3 protein-coding genes are annotated in these 1421 nt (G+C 52.8%); all 3 read left to right on the top strand.

Translation table 11 applies throughout. The features are described from left to right. Positions 1-71 precede the first annotated feature (71 nt). Entirely contained in the window at positions 72-440 is a 369-nt protein-coding gene (gene secE / locus ACIOZM_RS31835) for a preprotein translocase subunit SecE (RefSeq protein ID WP_007916493.1), read from the top strand. Positions 441-449: 9 nt separating this feature from the next. Then, positions 450-983: a transcription termination/antitermination protein NusG gene (gene nusG / locus ACIOZM_RS31830; protein ID WP_007916492.1), complete on the top strand. Its 534-nt coding sequence runs from the start codon at positions 450-452 to the stop codon at positions 981-983. Positions 984-1099: 116 nt separating this feature from the next. Then, a partial coding sequence (rplK, locus tag ACIOZM_RS31825) for a 50S ribosomal protein L11 (protein ID WP_401221651.1) occupies positions 1100-1421 on the top strand: 322 nt, incomplete at its 3' end.

Genomic DNA, 1421 nt, shown 5'->3' with positions numbered 1-1421 from the left:
GGGTTCGATTCCCTCCTGACCTGCCAGATTCACGAGGTGTGTCTGGCTTTCTTTTCACAGGATCTTCATAGATGACTCCTAAAGCTGAAGCTCAAGGCTCTCGCTTCGATCTGCTCAAGTGGCTTGTAGTAGTCGCCTTGGTGGTTGTTGGCGTTGTTGGCAATCAGTATTATTCTGCTTCGCCGATCCTGTACCGTGTACTAGCTTTGCTGGTCATCGCTGCTGTAGCTGCCTTTGTAGGCCTGCAGACTGCGAAGGGCAAGTCTTTCTTTGTACTGGTTAAGGAAGCTCGCACCGAGATCCGTAAAGTCGTGTGGCCAACTCGCCAAGAAACCACGCAGACCACATTGATTGTTGTGGCTGTTGTTCTGGTTATGGCGTTGCTGTTGTGGGGGCTTGATTCCCTGCTCGGTTGGCTTGTTTCCTTGATTGTTGGCTAAGGGTGTCCCGTGGCTAAGCGTTGGTACGTTGTTCATGCTTACTCGGGTTACGAGAAGCATGTTATGCGCTCGCTGGTCGAGCGTGTGAAGCTGGCTGGCATGGAAGATGGCTTCGGCGAAATTCTGGTTCCCACTGAAGAAGTGGTTGAAATGCGTAATGGCCAGAAACGCAAAAGTGAACGTAAATTCTTCCCAGGTTACGTGCTGGTTCAGATGGATATGAATGAGGGTACTTGGCACTTGGTCAAGGATACTCCTCGAGTGATGGGTTTCATTGGCGGTACTGCCGATAAGCCTGCACCAATTACGGATAAAGAGGCAGAAGCAATTCTGCGTCGCGTTGCTGATGGTAGCGATAAGCCGAAGCCGAAGACGTTGTTCGAGCCAGGTGAGACGGTACGTGTCAATGACGGTCCATTCGCCGATTTCAACGGCGTTGTTGAAGAAGTTAACTACGAAAAGAGCCGGATCCAGGTCGCGGTGCTCATTTTCGGACGCTCTACCCCGGTAGAGTTGGAGTTCAGTCAGGTCGAAAAGGTCTAACTGAAAAGCATCCCAACCCCGCAGCCTTAGGCTGTGGGGTTTTGTCGTCACTGGGATAAACGCGCAAGTAACCGGGGAGCCTTTCGAGGCGTTCGAACCCGTAATTGGAGTGCCTCATGGCCAAGAAGATTACCGCTTACATCAAGCTGCAAGGGAAGGCCGCTCAGGCTAACCCAAGTCCTGCTGGTGGTCCTGCTCTGGTTCAGCACGGCGTGAACATCATGGAATTCTGCAAGGCTTTCAACGCCCGTACTCAGGGTCTTGAGCCAGGTCTGCCGACTCCAGTGATCATCACTGTCTACAGCGACCGTAGCTTCACTTTCGAAACCAAATCCACGCCTGCTTCGGTTCTGCTGAAGAAAGCGGCCGGTCTGACCAGCGGTTCCGCTCGTCCGAACACCGTTAAGGTTGGCACCGTTACCCGTGCTCAGCTGGAAC

The organism is Pseudomonas sp. NPDC087346, from assembly GCF_044744235.1.
Taxonomy (GTDB): Bacteria; Pseudomonadota; Gammaproteobacteria; order Pseudomonadales; family Pseudomonadaceae; genus Aquipseudomonas.
Note: the sequence above shows the minus strand (reverse complement) of the source record. Positions and strands in the feature narration are given on the sequence as shown.

What these genes read in the sequence shown, in the direction of transcription:
- secE (WP_007916493.1), top strand. Translation starts at nt 72, where the DNA reads ATGACTCCTAAAGCTGAAGCTCAAGGCTCTCGCTTCGATCTGCTCAAG.